We start from the raw sequence: 23,924 nt of genomic DNA on the forward strand, positions 1-23,924 counted from the left end.
CTTCTGTGAATCGCGCCTCACGTGGCGTCGGTCATAGACAGCGCCGCAAAACTGGGCAAAGGGTGGGCGCAGACGGAAGGAGCGCCTCACTGTGAACTTGAGTTCCACCGCTGCCGCGGCGACCGCCGAGCCTTCGACCACCGACGCGCCGCCGCTGGACGGGATCCCGCGCCAGCAGGGCCGGGCCGGTGGCGTGAGACCTCCTGTGGTGAGTGCGCCGGATGCGGTGGACCAGGATCCGGGTGCGGCTGCCCAGGGCGCTGCCGCCGTCGCCGAGGCCGCGGCTCCGGCCGCGGGTGCGTGCGCCCGCACCGCCTCCTGGCGGAAGCTGCGCCCCTGGCGCATCCTGCCGACGCCCACCGGCACGCCCTTCACCTTCGGCTACGCGGCCGTGCTCACCGCGACCTCGCTGCTCGCGCAGTACGCCGACCCGTCCTTCGTGTCCGGACTGCAGCAGGGCTCCAGCACGGACGTCGCGCACCTCACGCAGCAGCCGCTGCTCGTCCTCGTCGCCAGCGCGCTGTGGATCGCGGGCGGCATCACCTCCCCGTACGCCATCGGGTTCCTGCTCGTCCTGACCGCGCTCGAACGCCGCATCGGCGCGCTGCGCACCGCCGGGGTCTTCCTGCTCGGGCACGTCGTGGCGACGCTGGCCACCGAAGTGCCGGTCGGGCTCTCGGTGTTGGCGGGCCATCTGCCCGACAGTTCGCTGCACCGGCTCGACTACGGCATCAGCTTCGGCGTCGCCGCCAGCGTCGGCGCGCTCGCCGGGCTGCTCACGCCGTGGCTGCGCTGGACGGTGCTCGCCGGGTTCGGCTGGATGCTCGTCGACGACCTCATCGCCTTCACCGACCCGATGACCAACTGGGGCCATCTGCTGTCCCTGGTGATCGGCGTCTCCACCTGGCCGCTGGTGCGGCGCTGGCGTCAGGCCCGCGGACCGGGCTCCTCCGGGCGGGCCCCGCGCAAGGCGTAGAGCACCCCGCCCGCGGCGAACAGCCCCACGGCCACCGCCCAGGCCGCCCCCTGCGGCCCCGGCTGCATCACCCACGCCCACACGGCGGGCGCACCCCCCGCCTCCCTCGGCGCCGCGAGGTACACGGCGCTCCCGTACACCGTGACCGGCAGCCAGCTCAGGCGCGCCCCGAGGAGGGCCGCCGACGCGGCCGCGAGCCCGGTGTCGCCCAGTGCGTTGCGGACGATCGCGGCGGCGCCCCACCGCCCCGGATCCCCTGGCACGGCGAGCGCGAGCAGGCATGCGGCCAGGGCAGTCAGGACGAGCAGTTGAGCGGCCCGGCGCGGCCACCAGGGGCGCACGGCCGTGCGGTCGAGGTCGTCGCTGTGGCTGTGCAGTCCGGTGCCGATCGCCGAGGCGGCGAGCAGCGGGGCGAGCACCACCACGGGGACCCGGGCGTTGCCCCCGTACCCGAGCTGTTCCTGCAGCCAGTGCGCGCCCCACGCGGCGACGGCGGCGGCCCCGGCGAGGGTGGTGAGGGTGAGAGGGAGGGCGCGGGAACGGGCGTAGAGGAAGGCGCCGTTGCGGTGGGTGAGAGGGAGACCGGTCATGGCACGGGCACCTGCTCCGGGTCGCAGGAGTCCACGGCGAAGTACCGCGTGAGGTACGCCTTCCGCTCCTTGTCCGACATCGCCTCGATCTTCTTCAACTGCCGCTCGGCGCCCTCTCCGTAGTACGAGAAGGAGGGCACAGGGGCGAGCCACTGGAGCACGGCGTCGCTGATGTTCGTGGCGCGCTCCCCGTACCGGTTGCCGTCGTCGACCTCCGCGCTCGTGCAGTCCCGGTCCTGAAACAGTTCGCCCGCGGCCGTGTTCGCGTAGAAGTCGGGGTCGGTGAGGTGGTCGCGGAGGACCGAGAAATCCAGTCCCGCGAGCCGGTCCGCGCCCTTCGCGGGCGCGTAGCGGGGCTTGTCGCGCTGCCTCGGCCGCGCGTCCCAGGGCCCGCCCACCAGCCGCTCCGGCACACCCCCGACGCCGCGCAGCTTCGCCCGGAAGCCCGCCGTCGCCCGGCTCACGTCGGGCAGCAGCTTGCTCTCGACGGCGGTCACGCACACCTGGGGCGTGCCGCCGTCGCAGACCAGGGCGGCGGCCTCGGGGTCGGGGCGCCACAGGTCGTCGGCGGTGTGCACGAGGAGCGCGCCCGCGCAGGCCGCGGCGGCCAGCGGGACGAGGGCGACGGCGCGCACGCGGGCGGCGTACCCGAGCAGCACGGCGCCCGCGATCCCCGCCGCCCACACCACGGCGGCGGCCCCGAACCACCACACCGGCCGGTCCCAGTCATAGCTGTGCTCCAGGGCGGGGCTCAGCCAGCGGGCGTCGCGCGTCGAGTAGGTGGGGGCGCCCAGGGCGAGGTAGCCGAGCGCGGCGAGCAGCGGCGCGGTGAGCCGCCACGGGACGACCCTGCCCGCCACGAACCCGATCAGCGACAGCGAGGCGAGGGCCACCGCGTCGGCCGCGATCAGCGACAGGAAGGGGCTGCCGCCGCCCGCGTACGGCCAGGTCGCGAGGAGCGAGCCGGCCGCCGCGAGCAGATATCCGGCGGCGGGCCAGAACGCGGTGGGCGCGGCGGCGAGCAGGGTCTGGCGCAGTGGGGTGCGGGGCAGCGAGGCGCGCAGCGGACCGGTGCGCCGGCGCCGCTCACGGCCGCCGCTCCAGCACCCCGCGGCGAGGGCGAGGGGCCCGCCGAGCAGCAGCCCCGACGACCGCAGCAGGTCGCAGGTGCGGGCCCAGTGGCCCTGCCAGTCGTTGGTGTGGGCGCCCATGCCGAACGCGACGACGGCCACCACGGCGAGCCCGGACCAGGGGCCGATGCCGCGCCGGAGTTCGGTGGTGAGGGGGTGGGCGCGCAGGCGGAGGGAGAGGGGGGTGGGGGCGGTGGGCGCCGTGCCGGGTGCGGGGGAGGCGCCGAGGAGGGTCATCGGGCGCCCTCTGTGCGGGAGTTGGGGGCCGTGGCCGTTGCCGTGCCCGACCGGTGGCTGCGCAGGGCCGCCGTGTAGCCGCGCTCGATGGGGCTGCCGCCGGGGCTGCCGGAGCCGTCGTCGGTGGCTCCGGCGGTCTCGGTGCCGAGGCCGGCGAGCGTCGCGGGCGTGCCGCGGTAGGCGACCCGGCCCGCCTCGACGAGGGTGACCTCGGTGCAGGCCGCGGCCACGTCCTCGACGAGGTGCGTGGAGACGACGACCGTCGCCTCCGTGCCCAACTCCTGGAGCAGCGTCCGGAATGCGACGCGCTGCTCCGGGTCGAGCCCGGCGGTCGGCTCGTCGAGGAGCAGCACGTCGGGGTCGTTGACGACGGCCTGCGCGATGCCGACGCGGCGGACCATGCCGCCGGAGAGCGTCTTCACCTTCGCGTCGATGCGGTCGGCGAGCCCGACCCGGCGCACCGCGCGCTCCACCGCGGCCGCCGTCCGCGCGGGCGGCATCTCCTTGAGCCACGCGACGTACGCCACGAACTCCCGCACCGTGAAGCCCGGGTAGTACCCGAACTCCTGCGGCAGATAGCCGAGCCGGCGCCGCGCAGCGGACCGCTCGCGGTGCCCGGCCACGTCGGCGCCGAAGAGCTCGACCCGCCCGCCGTCCGGCTTCGCGACCGTCGCGAGGACGCGGATCAGCGAGGTCTTGCCCGCCCCGTTCGGGCCGAGCAGGCCGTGCACGCCGGTGCCGAAGCCGAGGTCGACCGCGTCGAGGGCGAGGGTCCTGCGGTGGCGGACGGTGAGCCCGCTGACGCGGACGGCAGGGTCAGGAGGAGCGGCGCGCAGCGCCTCGGTCGAGGGCGGTGGTGGGAGACGGGTGGGAGTGCTGCTCTCGTGGTCGGTCACGGTGCCTCCGTACGGCGGTGGAAGTCGAAGGAGTGGCGGCGCAGCCCGAGCAGGGCGGCGCCGAGGGCGGCCGCGAGGGCCCAACTCCCCTGCGACGCGGGCCCGGAGACATACCGGGCCAGCTGCTCGGCGAGCGCGCCGCTGGGGAAGACGCCGGGCGCGCGGCCGTCACCGGACGCCGCGAGGGCGGGCCCGAGCACGGCGAGCAGCCAGGCCGTCGCGGTGACGCCGGTGGCGGCGCGGCAGCCGACGCAGGAGCCGAGGGCGAGGGCGGCCAGGGTGAGGGCGAGGCACGGCAGGAGCAGCGCGGCGGCGCCCGGTGCGGCGCCCATGGCGGGCAGGGCGGCGCCCACGGCGGTGAGCAGCGGCAGGCTCACGCCGAGGACGACGGCGGTCCGCGTCAGGAGCAGCCGCAGCCCGCCACCGGGAGTCGAGGCGGTGATCTCGTACATGGGGTCGGCATGCGCCCCGTAGGACAACCCCACCCCGGCCAGCGGCAGTACGGGCGCGAGGGCGAACAGCATCGGCCTGGCCCCGCCGAACCCGGCCCCGTGCGCGAGCCCGAGCGCCCCCGCGCACACGACGAGCAGGGCCGCCACCCAGGCCCCGCGCAGGGCGGGCCCGACGGCCCACAGCAGCCGCAGCGCCCAGCGCGGCCGTGACGGAGGGGACCCGTCGGGCGCGGATCCCCGTACGGCCCGCGACGGCCGGAGCCGCGGCCCCCGCCGCGGCCGCGCCGAGGAAGACCCGGCGGCGACGGACCCCCGTACCGTCGCCGCGGTCTCCACGCGGACGGTCTCCACGCGGACGGCCTCCGCGAGCACGGCCTCCCGCACTGTGCCCAGCACGGCCCCCGCCGTCCCGTCCCGCACCGCCGCCGACACCGCCCCCGCGCAGTCCGCGCAGGACTCCACGTGCTTCTCCAGCGACCACGCGTCCGGTTCCGGCAGGTCGCCGGTCGCGTACCGGGCCGCCAGGTCGCCGGTCACGTGCCAGGGCGGGCGCCCCGGCTCTCGTACGGTCATGTCAGTCCTCCCAACGGGTCGCCGCCTGGGGAGAGTTGGGCGAGCGCGGCGCGCAGCTCGCGGCGGGCGCGCATCGCCCGGGTCTTCACGGTGCCCTCGGGTATGCCGAGGAGCCGTGCGGTCTCGCGGGTGGTGAGCCCGTCCACGACGGTGGCCCGGAGCACCTCGCGCAGCTCGGGGGAGATCCGGTCGAGCGCGGTGCCCACGTCCCCGTACTCGAGCGCGGCGAGCACGCGGTCCTCGGCGGACGGCGCCGCCTGCTCGGGGGCGCTCTCCGTGGCGGCGCGCTGCGCCGCGACGGCCCGTGCCTGCGCGCGCCCGGCGTCCACCAGGCGGCGGGCCGCGATCACCCAGAGCCAGCCCCCGGCCTCCCCGCCCCGGTGCGCGGCGGCCGAGCGCCACACGGTGAGGAAGGTGTCCTGGAGCACTTCCCGTACGACGTCGGGGTCCGCGCACCGCCGGGTGAGCCGCGCGTGCAGCCACCCGGCGTGCCGGTCGTAGAGCACGGCCAGCGCCTGTGCGTCCCCGTCGGCGACGGCCCGCAGCAGCGCCGCGTCGTCGTCCCCCCGGTCGGCCCCCATGGGGCGGAACAGTCTCACGTCCCCTCTATCGCCCGCGCCCCGCCGGGCGGTTCACGGACCCCTCGGAGCCACACCGCCCCACGGTGATCGCTCACAGCGAACACCCCCGGGGGAACAATGGCGCGCTCACGAGCATTGAGTCGGCATAGCTCAACTTGAATGCCTAAGGGGAGATCATGGCTGCTGAGTCCAACACGGCGAACACTCTGCTCACGCTGCCCGTGCTGCCGCTCGACGACGAGGTCGTGCTGCCCGGCATGGTGGTCCCGTTCGACCTGTCCGACACTGATGTGCGCGCGGCGGTGGAGGCCGCCCAGGCGGCCGCCCGCTCCGGTGCCAGCAAGCCGCAGGTGCTGCTTGTTCCGCGCATCGACGGGACCTACGCCGCGACGGGTGTCCTCGGGACCGTCGAGCAGGTGGGCCGTCTCTCCGACGGCGACCCGGGCGCCCTCATCCGGGCGCGCGGCCGCGTCCGCATCGGCGCGGGCACCACCGGCCCCGGCGCCGCCCTCTGGGTGGAGGGGCTGCGGCTCGACGACTCCGGCCCCGACCCCCTTCCCGGCGCCGTCGCCGAGCTCGTCACGGAGTACAAGGCGCTCGCCACCAGCTGGCTCAAGAAGCGCGGCGCCTGGCAGGTCGTGGACCGCGTCCAGCAGATCGACGACGTGTCCGCGCTCGCCGACAACTCCGGCTACTCGCCCTTCCTCAGCATCGGGCAGAAGATCGAACTCCTGGAGACCGCCGACCCGGTCGCCCGGCTGAAGCTCGCCACCGAGCAGCTGCGCGAGCACCTCGCCGAGCAGGACGTCGCCGAGTCCATCGCCAAGGACGTCCAGGAGGGCGTCGACAAGCAGCAGCGCGAGTTCCTGCTGCGCCGCCAGCTCGACGCCGTCCGCAAGGAGCTGCGCGAGCTGAATGGTGAGAGCGGTGACGAGGACGAGTCCGACGACTACCGGGCCCGTGTCGAGGCCGCCGACCTCCCCGAGAAGGTCCGCGAGGCCGCCCTCAAGGAAGTCGAGAAGCTGGAGCGGGCCAGCGACCAGTCCCCCGAGGGCGGCTGGATCCGCACCTGGCTCGACACCGTCCTCGAACTCCCCTGGAACGAGCGGACCGAGGACGCCTACGACATCCGCGGCGCCCAGGAGGTCCTGGACGCCGAGCACGCGGGCCTCCAGGACGTGAAGGAGCGCATCACCGAGTACCTGGCCGTGCGCAAGCGCCGCACCGACCGGGGCCTGGGCGTGGTCGGCGGCCGCCGCGGCGGTGCCGTGCTCGCCCTCGTCGGCCCGCCCGGCGTCGGCAAGACCTCGCTCGGCGAGTCCGTCGCGCACGCGATGGGGCGGAAGTTCGTGCGCGTGGCGCTGGGCGGCGTGCGCGACGAGGCCGAGATCCGCGGCCACCGGCGCACGTACGTGGGCGCCCTGCCGGGCCGGATCGTGCGCGCGATCAAGGAGGCCGGGTCGATGAACCCCGTCGTCCTCCTCGACGAGATCGACAAGGTGGGCTCCGACTTCCGGGGCGACCCGGCCGCCGCCCTCCTCGAAGTCCTCGACCCGGCGCAGAACCACACCTTCCGCGACCACTACCTGGAGGTCGAACTCGACCTGAGCGACGTGGTGTTCCTCGCGACGGCCAACGTCCTGGAAGCCATCCCGGAGGCGCTGCTCGACCGCATGGAACTGGTCCGGCTGGACGGCTACACCGAGGACGAGAAGGTCGTCATCGCCCGCGACCACCTGCTCCCGCGCCAGCTGGAGCGCGCGGGCCTCGCGACGGGCGAGGTGGCCATCGACGAGGGCGCGCTGCGCAAGCTCGCCGGCGAGTACACCCGCGAGGCCGGGGTGCGCACCCTGGAGCGGACCGTCGCACGGCTGCTCCGCAAGGTCGCGGCCCAGCACGAACTGGGCGACCGCGAGCTGCCGTTCACGGTCACCGAGGACGAGCTGCGCGGCCTCATCGGGCGCCCGCACCACGTGCCCGAGTCCGCCCAGGACCCGGCCGAGCGGCGCACCGCGGTGCCGGGCGTCGCGACCGGGCTCGCGGTGACCGGGGCGGGCGGCGACGTGCTCTTCGTCGAGGCGTCGCTCGCCGACCCGGAGACGGGCGCGGCGGGCCTCCAGCTCACCGGCCAGCTGGGCGACGTGATGAAGGAGTCCGCGCACATCGCGCTCTCCTTCCTGCGCTCGCACGGCGCCGAACTGGAGCTGCCCGTGGCCGACTTGAAGGACCGGGGCGTGCACATCCACTTCCCGGCGGGCGCGGTCCCGAAGGACGGCCCGAGCGCGGGCATCACCCTGACGACCGCCCTCGCGTCGCTCCTCTCCGGCCGCCTGGTCCGCACGGACGTCGCCATGACCGGCGAGGTCTCGCTGACCGGCCGTGTCCTGCCCATCGGCGGCGTCAAGCAGAAGCTGCTCGCCGCGCACCGCGCCGGGATCACCACGGTGATCGTCCCGAAGCGGAACGAGGCGGACCTCGACGACGTCCCCGCCGAGGTCCTGGAGAGGCTGGACGTGCACACGGTGACGGACGTCCGCCAGGTGCTCGAACTGGCCCTGACCCCGGCGAAGGTGGACGGCGAGGTGCAGGTTCCGGCGGCCGCGTGAGGGAGGCTGCCGGTGCGCGAAGGCCCGGACCCTGTATGGGGTCCGGGCCCGCGTGCGTCCGAGTGCGCCTAACCGTTCGCGAGCGCCTGCAAGCGGTCGTACGCCCCGTTGAACTTGTTGTGGTCGCCGACCGTGGGGCCCGTCGACGTGTACTGCCAGATCGTGTGGAAGCCCCAGCCCGCGGGCAGTTCGCCGGGGCTCGTGTTGTAGCGGGCGATCCACAGCGGGTTGTTCGCGGCGAAGCCGCCGTAGTTGCCGGTGCACTGCTTCCACCAGCTCGTGGCCGTGTAGATCACGGCGTCCCGCCCGGTGCGGGCCTTGTACTGGTTGAGGAAGTCCCGGATCCAGCTGACCATGCCGCTGGCCGACTTGCCGAAGCAGGCCGCCCCGTACGGGTTCCACTCGATGTCGAGCGCGCCCGGCAGGGTCTTGCCGTCCTTGGACCAGCCGCCGCCGTGGTCCACGAAGTAGTTGGCCTGGGTGGCGCCGCTCGTGGTGTCGGGGGTGGCGAAGTGGTACGAGCCGCGGATCATGCCGACGTTGTAGGAGCCGTTGTACTGCTGGGCGAAGTACGGGTTCGTGTAGGAGGTGGACTCCGTGGCCTTGACGTAGGCCCACCGCACCCCGCTGTTCCAGAGGGTCTGCCAGGCGACGTTGCCCTGGTGGCTGCTGACGTCGACGCCCTCGACGCTCGCTGCGTTCCCGTCACTCGGGGCGGGCCCCTGGCCGTCGTGCTCGGCGACGCCCATGCCCATGTGGGCCGAGCCGCGCGGCGGCACGTCGTCGGACCGGGCGGCGGCCGCCCCGGGCAGGGTGACGAGGAGAGCGAGCGAGGACAGGGCGGACACGACGGCGAACAGGAGCGCCGTCCGGCGGGAGCCGGGGGATCTGCGGGCGGTACCGGGTCTGTGCACGGGCATTGCGTGCCTCCGAAGGGCCTCGATGGAGCTCGGGCGGAGCTCGGTGGGGGGACCAACTGTCGGGCCGGTCGACATGTCGCCGAGTAATGGTGTGAACATGTCACCGATGACGCTACGCACGTAGACCCGTGTGTGGGAAGAGGGCCAGGGGGCTGCCGTTGGTCTACGCCTGCGAAATACTGGCGGAGCTGCGGCGATGGCCGAGAATGGCGGAAACTTTCAGGATCGGGAAAGTGCGGGATGGGTGCTGACGTGCACGAGGGTGTGGACCGAGAGAGTGCCCCGGGCGGGCTGCCGGGGCGTCCCGAGAGTGGCGTAGACCACGAATTCCTGGCGCTCGAACGGGAGTTGACGGTATTTCTGCGACGCGCTCGGGCCTCGTCCGGCGAGATGGCGCGCGAGGTCCACCCGGACCTCGAACCCGCCGCGTACGGCCTGCTGGTGCGCCTGGACGAGGCGGGGCCGCAGCGGGCGACCGACCTCGCCGCGTACATCGGCGTCGGCAAGGCGACCATGAGCCGCCAGCTGCGCGCCCTGGAGGAGCTGGGCCTCCTCGCCCGCGAACCGGACCCGGCGGACGGCCGCGCCTGGCTGGTCCGGCTCACCCCGGACGGCCGCGACCGCTTCCGCACGGTACGGGCGGGCCGCCGCGAACGCTACGTGCGCCAACTCGCCGGGTGGGACCGGCGGGAGGTGGCGGAACTGGCGCGGTTGCTGCACCAGTTGAACCTGGGCGCCGAGGGGGCCTGAGGCCCGGCCGTCCCCGGGTCACAGCTCCACGTGCACCAGCGCGGCGTCGTCGTGGACCTTGCCCCGGGGGAACTCCGCACACTGCGGGTCTCCCAGCTCCAGCTCCCTCACCCGCTCCACGACCCGCTCCGGCCCCTCCTTCCGTACGAGGGCGAAGAGGTCCTCCCACCCGCCTTCACGGAAGGTCTCCACCCAGCGCCCCACCCCGTCAGTGAGCGCCACCATGCCGGTGACCGCGTCCCGGTCGTCCGACCCGGTCACGGCGAGCCCGGCCACGGCAGGGTCCGCCGCCGCGGTGAAGAAGCCGCCCTCCGCGTTCCGGAGGGCCTCGACCGCCGCCGCGTACTCCCGCCCCGCGACCTCCCGTTCGGCCGACCCGCGCGGCAGCGCCCGCACCGCGTCCCGCCGTGCCCGGACCGCGGGCGGCAGCTGCGCGAGACGGTGGTCCAGGACGGCCGCCACCTCGCCCCCGGGCCGCGCGAGCAGCAGCGCCGAGTCCGACAGGACCAGGTGCTCGACCCGCTCCTCGTCCCACCGGACGAGGACCACCGTGGCCTGCGGCGTGCGCGGGTGAGAAAGGTCACAGGTTTGACGATGGGCCTCCGCTGTGCGCTCGATCGCGGCCGAGAGGACCTCCGGCAGCGCCATATCCCGCCGTGAAACGGACAGTTCACCCAGTGCGCCGCCGAGCCGGGCCGTGAACCAGTGAACGGAATGCAGACAGCCGTCGTCCCCGCGCGGGGGCGTCACGCCGTCGAGGAGGACGAGCGCACCGCCCCGACCGGACGCGGGCAGGGCTACCGACGCGTAGTCCTCATTGGGGCGGGCGGGGTCACCGGGTCGAGTGGCGAGTTCGATGCGCATCCGGCCAGTCTGCACGACCCCTTCACAGCACCCACAAGAAGCCGAATCGATACGGGAGATCGGCCCTCAGGGGCGGCGCAACCGCCGGGTTTTGGCTGGAATGATCACTTCCGGCGGGGTGTGGCGGCGCATCTTGCCAAAGCCCGCCGGAGACGTCCAACCGGCGCCCCGTCGCAGGCCCGTGCGGTCCGGGACGGGACTTGCTCGCCAACTCCCGGCCGATGTTCACTCCTTCGGGTGGCCAGGCAGGCGATGCGCGACCGCCGTTCACCGGCACTGGAAGGGTCAGGACCCGTAGCCGGGGAGCGTCGCTCGTGTTGACGGATCGTCACCCGGGCCCAAGGGCAGACGAGTCAAGAATGTGAGCACCGGTGCAGAAAATGCGGCCTCGGCGCAAAGGCAAGCAGGCCACCACGGCCACGCCGGGCGCGACCACCACCTCTGGCCACGCCCCCGACGACGCCGGCCCGGCCCACAGCACCGACAGAGCTGACGGCGCCGACAGAGCTGACGGCGCCGACAGAGCCGCCGGACCTGACGGAGCCGCCGGACCCGAAGAAGGCCCGCAAGCCCCGCAGACCCCGGAGGCGACGGCCCCTGCTCCCGCCGCCCCCGCCACCCGCCCCGCCCCGCCCACCAAGCGCGTCCGCTCCCGCCTGATCGTCGCCGTCGCCGTGGTGGCCGCCGCCGTCGCCGGAGCGGGAGCCCCCGCCGTCGTCGCCGCCTCCGACAGGCTGAGCGACGCACAGGACCTGGTGACCCTCGGCGAGCGCACCCAGCAGGCCGTCTCGCTCAGCCACGCCCTCGCCGACGAGCGCGACGACGTCACCTCCTACATCGCCGCAGGGCGCCCCAAGAGCAAGCGCCCCGCCGACAGCCGCAGCGCCCGCGTGGACCGGCAGATCGACGAGCTGCGCGCCGGGGAGCTCCCCGGAGAGCTGCGCCGCGACCTCGCGGACATCGCGGCCGTCCGCAGATCGGCGGTCACCGGCCGGGCCAGCGCGCTCGCCGCCCACGTCGCGTACTCGAAGGCCATCGGGGAACTGCACGGGCTCACCCGCGAGCTGGCCGAGAAACTGCCGCCCGAGGCGGGCCCCGGCGGCCTCGCCCTCGCCGACCTCGACCACGCCGTGGAGCAGGCCGCCGCCACCCGCGGACTGCTGCTCGCCGCCCTCGCCGTGCCCCGCTCCACCGGCACGGCCACGACCCTCGACCCGGTCACGGGCCTGCCCCGCGCCGCCGGGGGGTCCGCCGCCGACGCCAAGCGCCGCGACGGCCTCAGCGCCGCCGCCCAGCAGGCCCGGGTGCGCGAACAGGCCGCCCTCGCGGACTTCCTGGACGCCGCCCCCGACGAGGCCCGCACCACCTACGAGTCGACCGTGACCGGCTCCGAGGTCGACACCGCCGACAAGTACCTGGCCCGGCTCACCGACCAGCCCACGCTCTCCGCCGCCGAGCAGCGCTACGACCGCGCCAAGGTCGACGCCGCGCTCTCGGCCCGCGTCGACACGATGCGCGGCGCCGAGTCCTCGCTCGCCGACCGGCGCACCAAGGACCTGGAGCGGCTGCGCGACGACGACGTCACCGCCCTGGAGCTGCGCGTCGCCCTCGTCGGCGGCTGCCTGCTGGCCGCCGTGGGCGTCGCCATGGCCACCGCCCGGACGCTCACCCGGCCGCTCGCCGTGCTGCGCCTCGGCTCCGCGCGCCTGGCCACCGCCGAGCGGGCCGCCGGTGCGCCGCCCGCGGAGCCGATCCGCTTCACCGGCCGCGACGACGAGTTCGCCCAGGTCGTCCGCTCCGTCAACATCCTGAACGAGCGCGCCGCCGCGTTGACCGAGCGCCTCACCACGCTGGAGTCCGACCGCAAGCACCTGGTCGGCCGGGGCCAGTCCATGGCCGACGAGCGGGAGGAGCTGCGCGCCGAACTGGCGGCAGCGGCGGCCCACTTGGAGCAGGTCAAGCAGTCCATCCACGGCACGTTCGTCAACCTCGCCCTGCGCACCCTCGGCCTGGTCGAGCGGCAGCTCGCCGTCATCGAGGGCCTGGAGGACCACGAGCAGGACCCCGACCGGCTCGCCACGCTCTTCAAGCTCGACCACCTCGCCACGGTCATGCGCCGCCACAGCGAGAACCTCCTCGTCCTCGCCGGGGCCGAGCACGGCCACCAGCACCCCGGCCCGGTGCCGCTCGTCGACGTCGTGCGGGCCGCGGTCAGCGAGATCGAGCGGTACGAGCGGGTGCGCATCGCCGCGCTGCCGCCGCACGCCCACGTCGCGGGCTTCGTCGCGGACGCCGTCAGCCACCTGCTCGCCGAACTCCTGGAGAACGCCACGTCGTTCTCGCCCCCGGACCTCTCCGTCGAGGTCTCCGGCTGGCTCCTGGAGGGCGGCGAGGTGATGCTCTCCGTGCGCGACGAGGGCATCGGCGTCACCACCGAGCGGATGCGCGAACTCAACGCGCGCCTCGCGGACTTCAACCCGGACGCCGCGTACGAGCAGCACGCCGACGAGGAGGCCGGACTCGGCCTCGGCCTGTACGTGGTGGCCCGGCTCGCGGCCCGGCACGGGGTGCGGGTGCGGCTGCGCGAGCAGAAGCCGGGCGGTGTCGCGGCGGTCGTGGTGCTGCCCACGGACATCCTGGCCGACGCCCCGTCGGCGGTCGTCCCGCCCCTGGGCGGCGGCGCGTCGCTGGGCGGGGGAGTGCCGCTGGTGCATCTGCCGGGCGCGGACGCCGAGGCCAACTCCAATGTCCTGCCCAGCCGTTCCTCCGCCCAGCCGGACCCGCTGATCGCGGCGGCGGAGTGGTCGCTGGGGGAGCAGCCGGAGCGCACGCCCGAGCCGGAACCCGAGCCCGCGCTCGCACCCGAGCCCGAGCCCGAGCTCGCACCGGAACCCGAGCCCGAACCCGAGCCCGCGTTCTCGGCCGAGACCACCATGGAGCTCATCCCGCCCCAGCCGCCCGAGGCGACGCCCGGGCGCGGGATACGGGAACCCCTGGCGCCGGAGCCCGCTGCCGCGGAGCCCGTGCACGAGCGTGAGCCCGACCCGGACCCCGCGGCCCCCGCCGAAGAGTCCGCCCGGGCCCCCAAGTGGGAGCGCGTCACCGACAAGGGCCTGCCCAAGCGCACCCCCAAGGCGGCCGCGCCCGCGCCCGCCGCCCCGCCGAAGCCCCGTACCGGATCCGTGGACGCGGAGGCGCTGCGCCGCCGTCTCGGCGGCTTCCACCAGGGCGCCAAGAGCGGCCGCCGCGACGCCGAGGCCGAGATCGCCGGAGAGACGGCGGAGACGGCGGAGGCGATGGGGACGACGGGTTCGACGGGTTCGACGGGTTCGACAGGGCGCACGGAACGTACCGAAGGCACCAGCAGTAACAAAACCACCGCAGAAGCCGCAGACGTCATGGGGGACACAGTCGAGGAGGCAAGCAGTTGACTGCGCCCACGCGCACCGGACTCAGTACCGGACTGAGCAGCGAAGCCCGCAACCTGCACTGGCTGTTGACGAACCTCGTCGAGGAGGTGCCAGGGCTGCTGTCGGTCGCGGTGGTCTCGTCCGACGGGCTCCTGCTGCTCTCGTCCGACCCCGGCCAGAACATCGACCGGCGCCCGCTGGCACAGCCCGAGGGCCCCAAGGGATCCAGCGCCGACCTGGCCACCATCGTGTCCGGGCTCGGCTCCCTCACCCTCGGTGCCGCCCAGCTCATGGAGGGCGGCGGGGTCAAGCAGACGGTCGTCGCCATGGAGGAGGGCAGCCTCTTCGTCATGTCGATCAGCGACGGCTCCCTGCTCGGCGTGCACGCGACGCCGGACTGCGACATGAGCGTCGTCGCGTACCACATGGCGCTCTTCGTCGGCCGCGCCGGACACGTGCTCACCCCCGAACTCCGCAGCGAGCTGCGCCAGTCGATGGGGAGCCCCCGATGAGCACGCCGGGCGCAGCGGCGAACACCGCCAAGCTCCCGGTGCGCGGCGGCCACCGGAAGTCGGCCCGGGTCCGCCCGTACTCCCTCACCGGCGGCCGCACCCGCTTCGGCCACGTCCTGCTGGTGGAAACGTTTGTGGCGGCGCTCGAAGCGCCGGAGGAGCGACGTGAACTGACGCAGGGGCAGGGCGGCGGCGCGGGTGCGGGACGGGGCATGCCGGAGATGCGCGCCATCGTCGAACTCTGCCGCCGCATGCGCACCGTGGCCGAGATCGCCGCGCTCCTGAAGATGCCGCTCGGTGTGGTCCGCGTGCTGCTCAGCGACCTCGCCGACCAGGGAAAGATCCGCGTGTACGGCACGGGCCACGGCCCCGGACGCCCCGAGCGCGCGCTGCTGGAAAGGGTGCTGAGTGGACTCCGCCGCCTCTGAGGCCATCGAACTCGCCGAAGACGCGGGCGAGTTGCGGGCCTGGCAGACCGACACCACCCGCGCCCCCATAGCCACGAAGATCGTCGTCGCGGGCGGCTTCGGCGTCGGCAAGACGACGCTGGTGACCACCGTCTCCGAGATCACGCCCCTCCAGACGGAGGCGCTGATGACCCGGGCGAGCGAGGACACCGACGACCTCACCCCGACCCCCGACAAGACGACCACGACGGTCGCCATGGACTTCGGCCGCATCACGCTCGACGACGACCTGGTCCTCTACCTCTTCGGCACCCCGGGCCAGGAGCGGTTCTGGTTCATGTGGGACGACCTGGTGCGCGGCGCGATCGGCGCCGTGGTCCTCGCCGACACCCGCCGCCTGTCCGACTGCTTCCCGGCCCTCGACTACTTCGAGAGCTGCGGCCTTCCGTACGTCGTGGCGGTCAACCACTTCGACGGCACCAAGGAGTTCGCGGCGGAGGACGTCCGCGAGGCGCTGACGGTCCCGCCCTCGATCCCGGTCCTCATCATGGACGCCCGCCAGCGCATCCCGGTGATCGAGTCGCTCCTCGCCCTGGTCGGGCACGCCCTCGAAGCGGCCCCCGAGTAAGGCCCGTACGCGTCCCCCTCCCCGCCCCCGTTCCCCAGAAGGTTTCCCATGCGCAAGATACTCGTCGTCGGAGCCGGCCAGTCCGGGCTCCAGATCGCCCTCGGACTCCAGGCGCAGGGGTACGAGGTCACCCTGATGTCCAACCGCACGGCGGACGAGATCCGGTCCGGCCGGGTCATGTCCACGCAGTGCATGTTCCACACCGCGCTCCAGCACGAGCGCGACCTGAAGCTCAACTTCTGGGAGTCCCAGGCCCCGAAGATCGAGGGCGTCGGCGTCTCCGTGGCGGGCCCCGAATCGGCTCGCGTCATCGACTGGGTCGGCAAGCTGGACGGCTACGCGCAGTCGGTCGACCAGCGCGTGAAGATGGCGGGCTGGATGGAGACGTTCGCCCAGCGCGGCGGCCAGCTGGTCATCCACGGCGCGGCCGTCTCCGACCTCGACTACTTCTCCCGCACCTACGACCTCGTCCTGGTCTCGGCGGGCAAGGGCGAACTGGTCTCGATGTTCGAGCGCGACGCGGCCCGCTCCCCGTACGACGTCCCGCAGCGCGCCCTCGCCGTCGCCTACGTCCACGGCCTCGGCCCGCGCCCCGAGCACCCCGAGTTCGACGCGGTCCGCTGCAACCTGGTCCCCGGCGTCGGCGAACTCTTCGTCATGCCGACCCTGACCACGTCGGGCCGCGCCGACATCCTCTTCTGGGAGGGCATTCCCGGCGGCCCCCTGGACGTCTTCCGGGGCGTGAAGGACCCCTCCGAGCACCTGGCGCTGACGCTCGAACTCCTGGAGAAGTTCCTGCCCTGGGAGTACGCGCGCGCCACGAACGTCGAACTCACCGACGCGGGCGGCACGTTGGCGGGCCGCTACGCCCCGACAGTGCGGGGGCCGATCGGCCGGCTGCCCGGCGGCGGCCTGGTCCTCGGCGTGGCCGACGTGGTCGTCGCCAACGACCCGATCACCGGCCAGGGCTCCAACTCGGCCTCCAAGTGCGCCGCTTCATACCTCGCGTCGATCGTGGAGCACGGGGACGCCGCGTTCGACGAGGCGTGGATGCAGTCGGCGTTCGACCGCTACTGGAACACGGCGCAGCACGTCACGAAGTGGACCAACGCGATGCTGGGCGCCCCGCCGGAGCACGTCCTGAACCTGCTGGGCGCGGCGGGCCAGCTCCCGCCCGTGGCGCATCGATTCGCCAACGGCTTCAACGACCCGGCCGACTTCGAGAACTACTTCTACGAGCCGGAGAAGGCCGAGGCGTACCTGGCGGAGGTCGCGGAGGTCGCGGAGGTCACAGGGGGAGCGTGAGGACGCGGGTGCCGACGGAGAGGTGGAGGCGGCGGTCGCTGAGGATCATCGAGGTGCGGCTGAAGTCCCCGGTGACCGTCAGGCGGCCGTCGTCGGGGATGCCGCTGCGGTAGGTCCAGGGCGGCCGGCGGGTCTTCAGGTCGACGGCGAGGAAGGGCTGGGGGACCGCGCCGGTGTCGGCGTACAGGCGGCTGCCGTGGAAGCGCGGCGGCGGGGTGTCCCGGACCGCGCCGTCGACGTGGTACCTCCACAGGAGCTTGCCGTCGGCCGCGCGCAGGGCCAGCAGCTCGGTCCCGTTCCCCTCCGGGTTCTGCTTGCTGCGGACGCCGCCCGCGAAGACGTAGACGGTCTCGCCGCGCACCGCCGGGGTCCCGTAGTAGGGGCGCAGGGCGGCGGTGGCGGACTCGCGGTACACGCGGTAGCGCCAGCGGACCTTCCCGGTGGCGATGTCCACCGCGCGCACCTCGGAGCCGCCGACGTGGACGACACCGTTCCCGATCGCCTCGGAGTGCACCGCATCGAGGCGGGGCGTGTCCTTGGCGACGGCGCGCACCCGCCAGCGCTCCCGCCCGTCGTCGCAGCCCATCGCCACGATGTCCGTGAGGGTGGTGAGGAGCAGCACGTCGCCCTCGACCGCCCCGGGGCTCAGGGTGTCGCCGTCCCCCGACCGCCGCAGCCAGCGCCGCTCACCGCTGTCGACGGCGTAGGCGGCGACGGCCGCGTGGTCGGAGGTGTCGCCCTGGAGGTACACGGTGTCGGTGGTGGCGGCCACGACGCGGAAGCCCCGCAGCCGCGGCTTCTTCAACTCCCCGGGGAACCGGGCCAGTTTGCCGGTCGCCGGATCGAGCCGGAACAGGTCTGCCTCGTCCCCCCAGGGCGACCAGTCGCGTACGAGGAGTCCGTCCGCGTCCGTCCCGGCCGCTCCGACCGCCCCGGCGGTCTCGAAGGCGAGGTGCTCCGGCTGCCGCCAGATCACCGTCCCGGACTTGGCCTCGATGCCGATGGCCGACCGCTTCTGCTTCTCGTCACCGACGGAGACGACGAGCGTGCTGCCCCGGAAGGCTTCCAGCGTGGCCTCGGCCTTCGTGTCGTGCGTCCAGATCGGCTCGGGCGCCAGCCCCGGCGCCCGCGACGACGCGGCCGACCGCGGCGTGCCCGACGAGCCGCCGGAACCGTTCACCGCCCACACCGCCCCCGCCGCCCCGAGGGCCAGCACCCCGCCCGCCCCGCCGAGCAGCAGCCGCCGCCGTGAGAGCCCCCGGGCGGGCGGCACCTCCGTGCGCTCGGGGCCGGGCAGCCGGGACGGGCGCAGCTCCCACACCCCGGCGGCGCGGCGGCCGAGGTCGGCGAGGAGCGGGCCGGGCAGCAGACCGGCGAAGTCGCCGTTCCCGTCGTCGAGTTCGGCGGCGAGCCCGGCGGCATCCGGGCGCTCGGCCGGGTCCTTGGCCAGACAGCGCGCCAGCGTGGGGAGCAAGGCGTCCGGCACCCCGGCAAGCTCCGGCTCGCCATGCCGTACGCGGTGCAGGACCTCCGCGTTCCCGGCACCGCTGAACGGCCCGTGCCCGGCGGCCGCGAACACCAGGACGGCGGCGAGTGCGAACACGTCGCCCGACGGCTCGTGTTCGCGCCCCATGGCCTGCTCGGGCGACATGTAGGCGGGCGTCCCGAGCACCTGCCCGGTGCGGGTCAGCCGTCCCGCGCCCAGGGCGCGGGCGATCCCGAAGTCGATGACCCGGGGCCCCGTGGCCGTGACGAGGACGTTCGAGGGCTTGAGGTCGCGGTGGACGAGCCCCGAGCCGTGGATGTCGGCGAGGGCGCGGGCGAGCCGGGCGCCGAGGGCCCGTACGGCGGGCTCGGGCAGCGGCCCGTACCGCTCGACCGCCTCGGCGAGCGAGGGCCCGAGCACGTACTCCGTGGCCAGCCACGGCAGCGTCCCCTGGGTGTCGGCGTCCACGACGGTCGCGCCGTGCCGGGCCCCGATCGTCCGTGCGGCCTCGGCCTCCAGCCGGAACCGCACCCGGAACTCCGGTTCGCGCGCGAGGCGTTCGTGCACCGCCTTCAGGGCGACGACCCGGCCGCCGTCGGACCGGGCCAGATAGACCGCGCCCATGCCGCCCTCGCCGAGCCGCCCGAGGAGGGTGAAGCCGCCGACGCGGTCGGGGTCCTCGGGGCGCAGGGGCCGGAGCAGGGACGCGTCCGGGGCGTGGCCGGGGGTGTCGGGGCTGCCAGGGGTATGAGGGCTGTCGGGGCTGCCGGGAGTGTCGGGCACTGTGTACACGGCGCTCACCCGACCGGTAGGGCGAAGTAGTGCTTGCCGGTGCCGCGCGCGAACACGGCGGTCTTCGTGCCGCTGTAGACCTTCCAGCCCAGCCCGTCGTTCTCCTGTTCCCCCACTCCCTGGAAGACCCACAGCTTCTTGCCCGACTCGGGGTCGACCGCAGTGACGCCCGCCCAGCTGAGGCAGTACAGCGGGGCGCCCGGGGGCCCGGCGGCCATGTCCATGTAGTCGTTGGTGATGATCTCGTCGTCCGGCGGCCGGGAGACCCAACGGGAGGCGCCGTCGCGGGGGTTGACGCTGAACATGGTCCTGCCCTTGTCGACGGCGTACAGAGAGTCGCCCCGGCGGACGACGGCGCGGGGCGTCGCGACGGTGTCCCCGAACTCGTTCTTGTACCTCCACAGGCGCTTGCCGCTCTCCAGGCCGTACGCCGTCAGCGTGGAGTCCTCGTCGGCGTACAGCACCCCCTCGGCCGTCGGCCACGCATGGTCCTTGGCCATGACCTTGCCGTACGACTTCTCCCACCGCTTCTCGCCGGTGCCCCGGTCGAGGGCGAGGAACCGCGCCTTCCCCTTGATCCCCTTGGCCAGGTCGTCCGTGGGGTCCGGGAAGCGCTGCACGTAGACGGTCTTCTTCCCGAGGGCCACCCGCGCCTCCTTCGGGTAGTCCTGCGGCAGTTTGGCGCGCCACACCTCGTCGTTCTCCTTGGTGTCGTAGCAGACGAGGTGCAGCCCGTCCGCCCCGTCGACCGTGCACCACACGCGCTCGCCGGTCTGCCCGACGAACGCCTGGACGGACTCGTCCTGCGCGTACTTCCTGACGGTGTCGCGAATGGTGCCCGTCTCGGCCGAGAACCGGGTGAGGCCGCGGTCCGTCTGTGCGATCAGGAGGTCGCCGTGGGCGGTGGCCAGGCCGTAGTGGCAGGTGAAGGGCTTGGTCCAGCGCACCTTCCCGGTGCGCAGGTCGATGCCGGCGGTGTTGCTGACGGTGGGCACGACCAGCACCTCGTCGCGCCACACGAGCGGGTGCCCGGAGGTCTGCGTGGTCGCCTTGAAGTGCCACAGCGCGGTCGGCGCCGTACCGGCCACGCGGCGCGCGCCCGCCGCGACGGTCCTGGCGGACCGGCGGCCGCCCCCGACGCTCCGGGCGAGCGGAACGGCGACGCCCGCCCCCACGACGACCCCCGCCGCACCGGCCAGCAGGGTGCGGCGCGACAGGAGGCGGGCGGGGGCGGAGGAGCGGGGCGGCCGCTGCGGCTGCCCCTGGTCCTGGGCCGGGTCGACCCGGGTCTCGGCGGCCGAGGGCGCCACCCCGGGCACCGGGGGCATCCGCGGCTCCTGGGGCGACACGGACGCACCGGCCTTCGCCCCTCCTCCCGCCACCCCGTCGGCCGCTCCCACGGTCCCCCTCTCCGGAACCTCCAACCCCAGCACGTCCGCGGCCTGTTGGCTGAGCCCCGCCACCACCGCCCCCGGCAGCCACCCCTCCCGCACGAGCCCCGCGACCCCGCCCGGCGCGAGCCCCGCCGCGATCACCTCGGGCTCGGGGCGCCGCGCCGGGTCCTTGTCGAGGCACCGCGAGAGCAGCGGACGCAGCCGCTCCGGCACCCCCGCGCCGCCCAGGTCGGCCTCGGCCGCGGCGATGACGTCCGGGGTGACCGGGGCGGACGGGCCGAAGGGGCTGCCCCCGGTGGCCGCGTACACCAGCAGCAGCCCGAGGACGAAGACGTCGGACGCGGGCCCGGGCGCCCGCCGCGCGACCTGCTCGGGGGTGAGGAAGCCGAGGGAGAGCCGAAGTCCCGTACCGGGCCCGTCGACACCGACCTCCGTGGCGGCGGCCAGCGGCCCGAACCCGGCGAGCACCGGTCCGTCGGCGGCCAGCAGCACCGTGTGCGGGGCGAGCCCCTGATGGACCGGGACGAGCGGGCGCAGCCGCGTCAGGACCTCCGCCAGGGCCGCGCCGAGGACGCGTACGGCATGTTCCGGGAGCGGCCCGTGCCCGGCGACGGCGGCGGCGAGACTGACGGCGGGCCGGTACGCGGTGACCAGGTGCCCGTCCTCGGCCTCCCGTACGGCGGCGACCCACGGCCCGGCGGCCCGGGCGGCCAGCTCGCCCTCGCTGCGGAACTTCCCCGACAGGGCGGGGGAGCCGGCGAGCCGGGGATGCGGGACACGGACGGACACGGTGTCGGCGTCGGCGCCCCGGCCCACGTACTCCGTGGCGGACGCGCTCTCCCGCAGCCGGGCGAGCAGAGAGTACGTCCCGACGCGTGCGGGATCCGTGTCCCGCAGCGCTTCCAGGCCGCCGGTCAGCACTGCCGCCACAGCTCAACCCCCGTTCATCTCAAGGTGGTTATGGTCCCATCGCGCGCAGTGGAGCGGTATGGCGCGAGGGGGAGGACGAGCGGCCGGGAGTGATCGGTTCCGCGAGTTCCCCGAGTCCGCGGGCGCCGTTCGCACGCTGAGCCAGGCCCGGCGGCTCAGAACCGGGGCAGCGCGTACACCCGCCCCCCGTTCTGCACCGCCATCACCCCGCCTGCCGTCGCCACGGCCCAGGCCCCGTCCCCCTCGGCGGCGGGCGCGAACCGGTACCGCTCCGTGTCGCCGCTCAGCGGGAGCGCGGCCACGCCGTCCGCCCCGGACGCCAGCGGTACGTACAGTCCGTGCGCCGCCACGACGGGCTGCGCCTGCGCGTAGATCCCGTCAGGACCGGTGATCTGCCGGACGTCGGACCCGTCGTCGAGCCGCAGACAGCGCACCGTGGCGCCGTCGGTGGCGTACACCAGTCCGTCGTGGACCACGGGCGCCCCGAACCGCTCGGTGTCCCCGTTCGGCAGGGCGTCCCACCGCCGACGGCCGCTCCGCAGATCGAGCCCGCGCAGCGTCGCCCCGCCGAGGACCGCGAGCCCACCTGCGAGGACGACAGGTACTCCACCGGGAGCCCCCGAGGCACTCCAACCCCCCTCCTCCTCACTGGAGTCACGAGAGCCGGCGGAGCTACCGGAGCGGGAGCTGGAGCCGGAGCTGGAGCCGGATTCGGAGCTGGAGCTGGAGCCGGAGCCGGAGTCGAGCGCATGCACGGTCCCGTCCTTGCCGGTGACCACGATCCGCCCGCCCCCGACGGCGGCCACGGCGCCGTCCCCGGCGAGGTCTTCCGCCGACCGCCACAGCGCCCGTCGCGCGCCGTGCCGGACGGCGACGACGCGCCCGTCGGAGTCGGTCGCGTACACGAGGTCGGAGTCGGCGGCGAGCAGCCGTGCGAGCCCGCCAGGCCCTCGCCAACTCACGTCTCCCGTACGGGAATCGAAGCCCCGCAGCACGCCGTCCCGCCCGACGAGCAGGGGCCGGGAGGCCGTCGGAGCGGGTGCCCGGCCGCCCGCGTACGACCAGAGCCGGTCGCCCGTACGCGGATCGAGCGCGGCCACCCGCCCACTGTCCGCGACCAGCAGCACGTCCCCGGCCCGTGCGGGCCCGAAGGGCATGTCCGGGTCGAGCCCCGAGACGCTCCACAGGGGTTCGGGCCGCTCGCCCGCGGCCCCGTCCCACAGCGGCGGCGCACCGCCGGGTCCGTTAGCCCCGTCGCCCCCGTCGCCCTTGCCCGGGCCGAGCCACCGCCACCCGGCGACCCCGGCCCCGGCGAGCGCGACGGCTCCGCCCGCCGCGGCACCGAGGACCCGCCGCCGGTTCCACGCCCCCGAGGCGGACGTCAGCCGCACACCGGAACCGGTCAACTCCCGTGCCTGCCGCTCCAGTTCGCGAAGGTCGCGCACCACGTCGACGGGCAGCCACGCGTGCTGGCGGCCCGTTCCCCGAGCGCTGCCGGTGTCCCGCCACAGCTCCACCAGCTCCCCGGCCGTCGGCCGCCCCGCCGGGTCCTTGGCCAGGCAGCGGCGCAGCGCACCGGCCAACGCCCCCGGAACCCGCGACAGATCCGGCTCTTCGTGCGCGATGCCGTAGTCGGCGAGCGCGAGGCCGTCGCCGCCGAAGGCGTGGTGCCCGGTGCTCGCGTACACCAGCACCGACGCGAGCGTGAACACGTCGCTGGGCGGCCCGAGTTCACCTCCCAGGACCTGTTCGGGCGACATGTATCCGGCGGAGCCGGGGCGCTGTCCGGTCACCGTGACGGCGGTCGCCGCGGGCATCCGGGCGATGCCGAAGTCGACGAGGCGGGGCCCGTCGGCGGTGAGCAGGACGTTCGACGGTTTGAGGTCCCGGTGCACGACCCCGGCCGGGTGCAGCGCGGCGAGCGCGGCGGCGAGCAGGGCACCGAGGGTCCGTACGGAGTCGGCGGGCAGCGGCCCGCGCTCCTCGACGCACCGTTCCAGGGTCGGCCCGGCGACGAACTCGGTGGCCAGCCAAGGGGGTTGCCCGCCGGTGCCGTCGAGGTCGGCGCCGAGCGCGCGGGGAACGTACGGACTGCGCACGGCCCCGGCTGCCTGCCGTTCCCGCCGGAACCGGGCGAGGAAGTGCGGATCGTCGAGGAACTGGGTCCGCAGCGTCTTGACGGCAGCCACCCGCCGCCCGCTCCGCCCCAGATAGACGCTCCCCATGCCCCCCTCGCCGAGCACCCCCAGGAGCCGCCACGGCCCGAGCGAGACGGGGTCCCCCGGCCGCAACTCCCTGATCAGTTCGGTCACGGCCGCTGATGGTAGGGGCTGGAGGACGCGGGGGCCATGGGCCCGCGGGGCGCGGGCCCCGCACACGCCCACCCCGGCGACGCGCCCGAGCCGCCACACGCCGTGGGCTGGAGCCACCCGCCACCCGCCACCCGCCGCGCGTCGTCGGTCGCCCGCCGCCCGCCGCTCACCGT

Annotated in this window: 18 protein-coding genes; 8 read left to right on the forward strand and 10 right to left on the reverse strand. The window is 74.7% G+C overall.

The features are described from left to right. Positions 1 to 91: 91 nt before the first annotated feature. Positions 92 to 976, forward strand: a complete 885-nt coding sequence (locus ACQB60_RS42070; RefSeq protein WP_496931383.1) for a rhomboid-like protein — start codon at positions 92 to 94, stop codon at positions 974 to 976. On the opposite strand, the gene ACQB60_RS42075 is transcribed toward ACQB60_RS42070, so the two are convergent. From ACQB60_RS42075 to ACQB60_RS42095, 5 genes are read right to left on the reverse strand one after another with little or no spacing between them, the layout of a single operon-like run. Then, the gene (locus ACQB60_RS42075) at positions 928 to 1,566 is read right to left on the reverse strand and encodes a hypothetical protein (protein WP_496931384.1); all 639 of its coding nucleotides are present in this window, start codon (positions 1,564 to 1,566) and stop codon (positions 928 to 930) included. The genes ACQB60_RS42070 and ACQB60_RS42075 overlap by 49 nt on opposite strands. Further along, complete coding sequence (locus ACQB60_RS42080; protein ID WP_496931385.1) at positions 1,563 to 2,933, reverse strand: hypothetical protein; 1,371 nt, start codon at positions 2,931 to 2,933, stop codon at positions 1,563 to 1,565. The genes ACQB60_RS42075 and ACQB60_RS42080 overlap by 4 nt, the downstream gene beginning before the upstream one ends. Then, a complete protein-coding gene (locus tag ACQB60_RS42085; RefSeq protein ID WP_496931400.1) occupies positions 2,930 to 3,769 on the reverse strand; it encodes an ABC transporter ATP-binding protein in 840 nt (279 codons plus the stop codon). The genes ACQB60_RS42080 and ACQB60_RS42085 overlap by 4 nt, the downstream gene beginning before the upstream one ends. A gap of 56 nt (positions 3,770 to 3,825) precedes the next feature. After that, positions 3,826 to 4,854, reverse strand: a complete 1,029-nt coding sequence (locus tag ACQB60_RS42090; protein WP_496931386.1) for a zf-HC2 domain-containing protein — start codon at positions 4,852 to 4,854, stop codon at positions 3,826 to 3,828. Next, a complete protein-coding gene (locus ACQB60_RS42095; protein WP_496931401.1) occupies positions 4,851 to 5,435 on the reverse strand; it encodes an RNA polymerase sigma factor in 585 nt (194 codons plus the stop codon). Before ACQB60_RS42095 ends, ACQB60_RS42090 begins: the two co-directional genes overlap by 4 nt. A 176-nt stretch (positions 5,436 to 5,611) precedes the next feature. Between ACQB60_RS42095 and lon the strand changes: the two genes are divergently transcribed. Further along, positions 5,612 to 8,041: an endopeptidase La gene (gene lon, locus ACQB60_RS42100; protein WP_496931387.1), complete on the forward strand. Its 2,430-nt coding sequence runs from the start codon at positions 5,612 to 5,614 to the stop codon at positions 8,039 to 8,041. Positions 8,042 to 8,109: 68 nt separating this feature from the next. Here the strand turns inward: lon and ACQB60_RS42105 are convergent, their stop codons facing one another. Beyond that, entirely contained in the window at positions 8,110 to 8,961 is an 852-nt protein-coding gene (locus ACQB60_RS42105) for a lysozyme (protein WP_496931388.1), read from the reverse strand. A 240-nt stretch (positions 8,962 to 9,201) separates the two neighbouring features. Here ACQB60_RS42105 and ACQB60_RS42110 point away from each other — a divergent pair, with 240 nt between their 5' ends. Continuing rightward, positions 9,202 to 9,711, forward strand: coding sequence for a MarR family winged helix-turn-helix transcriptional regulator (locus ACQB60_RS42110; protein WP_496931389.1), 510 nt, complete (start codon positions 9,202 to 9,204; stop codon positions 9,709 to 9,711). An 18-nt stretch (positions 9,712 to 9,729) separates the two neighbouring features. On the opposite strand, the gene ACQB60_RS42115 is transcribed toward ACQB60_RS42110, so the two are convergent. Next, positions 9,730 to 10,575: a hypothetical protein gene (locus ACQB60_RS42115; RefSeq protein ID WP_496931390.1), complete on the reverse strand. Its 846-nt coding sequence runs from the start codon at positions 10,573 to 10,575 to the stop codon at positions 9,730 to 9,732. 380 nt (positions 10,576 to 10,955) lie between these two features. Between ACQB60_RS42115 and ACQB60_RS42120 the strand changes: the two genes are divergently transcribed. Genes ACQB60_RS42120 through ACQB60_RS42140 form a run of 5 tightly spaced genes read left to right on the forward strand, consistent with a single transcriptional unit; the run spans position 10,956 to position 16,837 of the window. Next, a complete protein-coding gene (locus tag ACQB60_RS42120; RefSeq protein ID WP_496931402.1) occupies positions 10,956 to 14,006 on the forward strand; it encodes a sensor histidine kinase in 3,051 nt (1,016 codons plus the stop codon). Further along, entirely contained in the window at positions 14,003 to 14,497 is a 495-nt protein-coding gene (locus ACQB60_RS42125; protein WP_496931391.1) for a roadblock/LC7 domain-containing protein, read from the forward strand. The genes ACQB60_RS42120 and ACQB60_RS42125 overlap by 4 nt, the downstream gene beginning before the upstream one ends. After that, positions 14,494 to 14,925: a DUF742 domain-containing protein gene (locus tag ACQB60_RS42130; RefSeq protein ID WP_496931392.1), complete on the forward strand. Its 432-nt coding sequence runs from the start codon at positions 14,494 to 14,496 to the stop codon at positions 14,923 to 14,925. Before ACQB60_RS42125 ends, ACQB60_RS42130 begins: the two co-directional genes overlap by 4 nt. Further along, a complete protein-coding gene (locus ACQB60_RS42135) occupies positions 14,906 to 15,532 on the forward strand; it encodes a GTP-binding protein (RefSeq protein ID WP_496931393.1) in 627 nt (208 codons plus the stop codon). The genes ACQB60_RS42130 and ACQB60_RS42135 overlap by 20 nt, the downstream gene beginning before the upstream one ends. A gap of 48 nt (positions 15,533 to 15,580) precedes the next feature. Continuing rightward, complete coding sequence (locus ACQB60_RS42140; protein WP_496931394.1) at positions 15,581 to 16,837, forward strand: styrene monooxygenase/indole monooxygenase family protein; 1,257 nt, start codon at positions 15,581 to 15,583, stop codon at positions 16,835 to 16,837. Here ACQB60_RS42140 and ACQB60_RS42145 read toward each other — a convergent pair. From ACQB60_RS42145 to ACQB60_RS42155, 3 genes are all read right to left on the reverse strand, one after another. Further along, on the reverse strand, positions 16,821 to 19,115 hold the full coding sequence (locus ACQB60_RS42145) for a serine/threonine-protein kinase (protein ID WP_496931395.1): 2,295 nt from the start codon (positions 19,113 to 19,115) through the stop codon (positions 16,821 to 16,823). The two genes, ACQB60_RS42140 and ACQB60_RS42145, sit on opposite strands and share 17 nt — an antisense overlap. A gap of 5 nt (positions 19,116 to 19,120) precedes the next feature. Beyond that, positions 19,121 to 21,439, reverse strand: a complete 2,319-nt coding sequence (locus tag ACQB60_RS42150) for an outer membrane protein assembly factor BamB family protein (RefSeq protein ID WP_496931396.1) — start codon at positions 21,437 to 21,439, stop codon at positions 19,121 to 19,123. A 155-nt stretch (positions 21,440 to 21,594) separates the two neighbouring features. Beyond that, entirely contained in the window at positions 21,595 to 23,751 is a 2,157-nt protein-coding gene (locus tag ACQB60_RS42155) for a protein kinase domain-containing protein (protein WP_496931397.1), read from the reverse strand. Between the last annotated feature and the right edge of the window lie 173 nt (positions 23,752 to 23,924).

Origin of the sequence: Streptomyces odontotermitis, assembly GCF_050510915.1 — a bacterium.
In the GTDB taxonomy this organism is placed as follows: Bacteria; Actinomycetota; Actinomycetes; order Streptomycetales; family Streptomycetaceae; genus Streptomyces.

Coding starts and splice junctions, on each gene's coding strand:
- ACQB60_RS42140 (WP_496931394.1), top strand. CDS start 15,581: ATGCGCAAGATACTCGTCGTCGGAGCCGGCCAGTCCGGGCTCCAGATC.
- ACQB60_RS42115 (WP_496931390.1), bottom strand. CDS start 10,575: ATGCGCATCGAACTCGCCACTCGACCCGGTGACCCCGCCCGCCCCAAT.
- ACQB60_RS42095 (WP_496931401.1), bottom strand. CDS start 5,435: ATGGGGGCCGACCGGGGGGACGACGACGCGGCGCTGCTGCGGGCCGTC.
- ACQB60_RS42090 (WP_496931386.1), bottom strand. CDS start 4,854: ATGACCGTACGAGAGCCGGGGCGCCCGCCCTGGCACGTGACCGGCGAC.
- ACQB60_RS42120 (WP_496931402.1), top strand. CDS start 10,956: ATGCGGCCTCGGCGCAAAGGCAAGCAGGCCACCACGGCCACGCCGGGC.
- ACQB60_RS42080 (WP_496931385.1), bottom strand. CDS start 2,933: ATGACCCTCCTCGGCGCCTCCCCCGCACCCGGCACGGCGCCCACCGCC.
- ACQB60_RS42075 (WP_496931384.1), bottom strand. CDS start 1,566: ATGACCGGTCTCCCTCTCACCCACCGCAACGGCGCCTTCCTCTACGCC.
- ACQB60_RS42105 (WP_496931388.1), bottom strand. CDS start 8,961: ATGCCCGTGCACAGACCCGGTACCGCCCGCAGATCCCCCGGCTCCCGC.
- lon (WP_496931387.1), top strand. CDS start 5,612: ATGGCTGCTGAGTCCAACACGGCGAACACTCTGCTCACGCTGCCCGTG.
- ACQB60_RS42110 (WP_496931389.1), top strand. CDS start 9,202: ATGGGTGCTGACGTGCACGAGGGTGTGGACCGAGAGAGTGCCCCGGGC.
- ACQB60_RS42130 (WP_496931392.1), top strand. CDS start 14,494: ATGAGCACGCCGGGCGCAGCGGCGAACACCGCCAAGCTCCCGGTGCGC.